A 4,174-nucleotide genomic window follows, 5' to 3' on the forward strand; every position below is an offset into this window, starting at 1 on the left:
AGCGGCAACGTGGGGTGTGGCGGCCACCGGGGGCCAAGCGGATGGGCACAAGGTGCTCACGCCACCGCAGCAGCGGCGACGTGGGAAGCGCAGGCCACCGGGGGCCTGGTAGATTGGGCACGACGTGATCACGCCACCGCAGGGCGGCGACGTGGGAAGTGCAGGCCATCAGGCCTGATGGATGGGACGAGCGTGCGAGAGTGATCGCGCAGGGCGGCGACTCCGCATGCGGGTCGAGCCTGGGTCGTGGTCGCGATCATACGCCCAGCGTGATCACGCCACCGCAGCAGCGGCAACGTGGGCAACGTAGGCCCTCAGGCCTGGTGGATGGGACGGCGTGCGGGAGTGACCGCAGGGCGGCGACTCCGCATGCGGGTCGCGGTCGCGATCATGCGCCCAGCGTGATCACGCTACCGCAGCAGCGGCGACGTGGGAAGCGCAGGCCACCGGGGGCCTGGCAGATGGGCACGAGGCGATCATGCCACCGCAGCAGCGGCGACGTGGAGAGCGTAGGCCATCGCAGGCCAGGCAGATGGGCGAGCGTACGGGAGTGACCGCGCAAGGGTGGTAAGCAGGGTGTGCAGGCCACAACGGGCCTGGCGGACGGGCGTTGCGGACAAGGCGGGCGTGGGGTGGCCCAGCATAGGCCATCAGCGAGGCATCGCGCAGGCAACGCCGGCGCACGGTGGGGGCAAGGCGTACCCTGCCCAGCATGATCCGGCCTATCGCCAGGGTGACGATTACCGGCTCTCGGCTATCGGACTTCGAAATGTCCAGACCAACAGGCTAACGCCTGTGGTTACGCGGAGCGGAGCAGGACAGATGGTTCGTGATCGCCACGTCAACACGCCCAAAGGTGGAAGGGGGTGTTCCGCGTGGGGAGCGGGAACCATGGGGCTGCACAACACCCGCGTGGGGGCAGTATAGCATGCTCGTCTGCGGAACGACAAGTCCACGGATGGGGGTGGTGGGCGCACCGCGTCCGCGAGCTGTCCCTCGCTTTGAGGACACCGTCTGCTTCCGGGAAGCAGACGGTGTCCCCCGCTGGTGTCCCGCACCACGGCGGCTTTGTGGGTCGTTTGCGTGGCGTGCGCCGGTCGCTCACAGCGGCGGGTTGGTCTCCAAGGGCTCCCAGTCGCGGATCTCGATGAAGACGATGAGCAGCACGCGCCCGATGGGCCAGAAGGTTACCTGGTAAATGACGTGGGTGTCAGCGCCGGTCATCTGGTACAGGGCATGCCCCTCGCGGTCGTGGCCTGCGAACGACCCATCCTCCGGCCCGTTCTTGATGACGCTGATCACCCGGGCGAGCCGTCGCCGGTGCTCCGCGTCCAGCTGCTGCCGCAGGCGCTCGGCGGCGGGGCTGAAGACAACCTTTGCCCAAATGAGGGGCTTCACTGGCGCGTCCCGTCACGGTCGAAGCGCTCGCCGGTCGGTTCGAGCGTCTCCGGATCCACTGCGATCCAGCCTTCGGCGTTGGCTTCCGTCATCGCCGCCTGCGCCCGCTCAAGGAGGGCGGCGGGGATGGGGGGGTAGAATTCTTTGACGAGATACGGCGAGACGCCTAATTTCTCGCGGGCCTTGCGCTTGGTGGGCATCCTAACACTCGCTGGGTCGGCCAGGAGTCGGCGGTAGGTCTGTTCGGTCATCTCGAGGAACCGGGCGAATTCCTCAATGGTGAGCAACTGCTCATGGCGGTAGTCCTCCAGTGAGCGCGTCACGGGCACGTCGGCAGTGGTTGTCATTAGCCCTCCTTGGTTCATCCCTCTCGCATCAGTATAGCAGATAATCATCGTCAGATCATCAGCAGAATGGCGGTCTTTCATCGCCGCGAACCGCTCCACCTGGGTGCGTCCGTCTTGCCCCGTGCGCCGCGTGCGCTGTTGATCGCCCGCGACCACCAGGTCTGCGGGCGAACGTGCGGCCCTGGTCGCACCGAGGCCTCCTTCTCGGCCCCGTGCGCCGCACGCTCGGCCGCACGCTTCACCCTGCGACGACACGGTTCGGGCTGGTCACGCGGTTCAATCTGAACCAAAACCACCCCGCAAGGGATGTCCGTAGGGACACCCCTGATGTCCAAGGTGAACCACCGCAGGGTGCGGCCATGGATCGGGAGCGGAAGCAGGTGGCAAGCCCAGGTGCCTGGCGGCCCTGCGGAACGCGATTCAGGCAGATGTGCGAGCTTCTGCCCCCCGCCCGGAGCGTGGGCCGGGCGGGTGTTTGCCGCTTCCTTTGGCGCGAAGGCGTGCGCTCGGCATGGCGGCGGGTGTCGACCTGGGCGGCGGCGGCATCGGCCAGGCCAGGGCGCGACGCGGGGAGCGCTGGAGGGCCTGGTCTGCGCACCGGCGGTTTGTTCGACGAGGGGTGGGCGACGGTGCTTGAAGCCTGGTCGGATTCGCGCCGCTCACGTTGTCTCTGCGGGAAGGAGCGGGGAGGGTCGTAGTTCGGCCTCATGATGAGGGACGGCCCCACATGGTTGCGCTGCGGGGCTTCAGTGAAGGGTCAACGCATGCGTTGCATGCTGTGCGGCGGCGGTCGGGGCAGCAGTGAGCACGTTGCTCGTCCTGGCTAACGTCGGCACACACAGAGCGCTCGCATGGCTTCCCCATCGTCCGCTAGGCCAGCGTGAGCTGCGTGTCAACCCAATGGAAACCATCCAGCAAAGGTTGCGCAAGCTCGGGGTAGGTACGGAAGAACGCGCTATCAAACACAAGCAGACTGAGGATCTCATCAGCCGTCTGGGTTTTGAGCCAAAGCCCGGCGAGCATAGCATAGTATCCTGCCTTGACCAATGCTTTAGCCAGGACTTCCATCACCTGTGCACGGCTGTCTGCCTTAGGGATGGTTTGGGCGCTAGCCCATGCTGCCATGCACATCTCTTTCGCTCCTGGATGTTGCGCGGTGGCAAGCGCGTGTGCAAGGTCGCTCAGCACCCACGTACGCTGCAAATCGTCGATGATGTCGTTAGCGGTTGTCCACGCCGCATCCCAGTGTTGGGCTGTGGTAAGAGCCTGTGCAAGGTCACGCAGCGGCATCACACGCTGATTTGCTTTAGGGATAGTGTCGACGGTGGCCCGTGCTGCCATGAATGTCTCTTCTGCTGTGGGATGCTGTGCGGCGGCCAGCGCTTGCGCTAGCGCACTGAGCGCTCGTGCACGGTCGCGTGCCTCAGGGATGGTGTCGGCGGTGCCCCGCGCTGCCATGAACGCCTTTTCTGCTCCCGAATGTTGCGCGGTGGCGAGCGCCTGTGCAAGGTCGCTCAGCGCTCTCGTACGCCACACATCCTGGTAGATGGCATCGGCGGTCGCTCGGGCTTCTTCCCAGCGCTGGGCTGCGGCGAGCACTTTTGTCAGGGTACCCAATGCCCGCGCCTGCTCATTACCATACGAGATGGCATCGGCGGTTGCTCGGGCTTCTTCCCAGCGCTGGGCTGCGGCGAGCGCTTCGGTCAGAGTACGCAATGCCCGCGCACGCCACACATCCTGGTAGATGGCATCGGCGGTCGCCCGAGCCTCTTCCCAACGTTGGGCCGTCGTGAGGGCCTGAGCCAGTGTCATGAGCGCTTCCATCCGATCTTCATCATTGGGGATAGCATTCGTACTGGTGCGGGCCGCCGCGAACGTAGTTTCGACATCTGGGTGCTCTACGGTGGCTAGAGCCTGGGCTAGTGCAGCAAGCGCCAGCGCCCGATCTTCATCATTAATGATCGCGTCGGCGGCGGTTCGTGCTGCCGTGAAAGCCACCTCTGCCGCCGGATGCTGAGCCATAGTGAGTATCTTGCCCAGGGCGCTGAGTGCCTGCATCCGCTGGTTGGTCTCAGGGATTGTATCGGCGATGGTTCGTGCTGCTGTCAAGGTCGCCTCTGCCATTGGATGCTGGATGGTAGCAAGCGTCCATGCCAGGGTGCTCATTTCCTGCGCACGCACGTCGACCTCAGGGATTGTATCGGCAATGGTTCGTGCTGCTGTCAAGGTCGCCTCTGCCATTGGATGCTGGATGGTAGCAAGCGTCCATGCCAGGGTGCCCAGTGCCCGCGTACGCTGGCCAGCCTCAGAGATTGCATCGACGGTGGCGCGGGCTTCTTCCCAGTGCTGGGCCGTGGCGAGTGCTTCGGTCAGAGTACGCAATGCCCGCGCCTGCTCATAAGCATCCGGGATCGCATTGGCGGTGGCGC

The 4,174-nt window shown here is 65.3% G+C and carries 3 protein-coding genes; all 3 read right to left on the reverse strand.

Features of this window, described 5'->3' with window-relative positions; genetic code table 11:
- Positions 1-1,101: 1,101 nt before the first annotated feature.
- Complete coding sequence (locus EYB53_RS25050; RefSeq protein WP_135482313.1) at positions 1,102-1,398, reverse strand: hypothetical protein; 297 nt, start codon at positions 1,396-1,398, stop codon at positions 1,102-1,104.
- Positions 1,395-1,826, reverse strand: a complete 432-nt coding sequence (locus EYB53_RS25055; protein WP_135482315.1) for a helix-turn-helix transcriptional regulator — start codon at positions 1,824-1,826, stop codon at positions 1,395-1,397. The genes EYB53_RS25050 and EYB53_RS25055 overlap by 4 nt, the downstream gene beginning before the upstream one ends.
- A gap of 789 nt (positions 1,827-2,615) precedes the next feature.
- Positions 2,616-4,174, reverse strand: a 1,559-nt coding sequence (locus EYB53_RS25060; protein ID WP_167857619.1) for a hypothetical protein, incomplete at its 5' end; no start/stop codon positions are given.

It is taken from the genome of Candidatus Chloroploca mongolica (genome assembly GCF_004762035.2).
GTDB lineage: Bacteria > Chloroflexota > Chloroflexia > Chloroflexales > Chloroflexaceae > Chloroploca > Chloroploca mongolica.

Coding starts and splice junctions, on each gene's coding strand:
- EYB53_RS25055 (WP_135482315.1), bottom strand. CDS start 1,826: ATGAAAGACCGCCATTCTGCTGATGATCTGACGATGATTATCTGCTAT.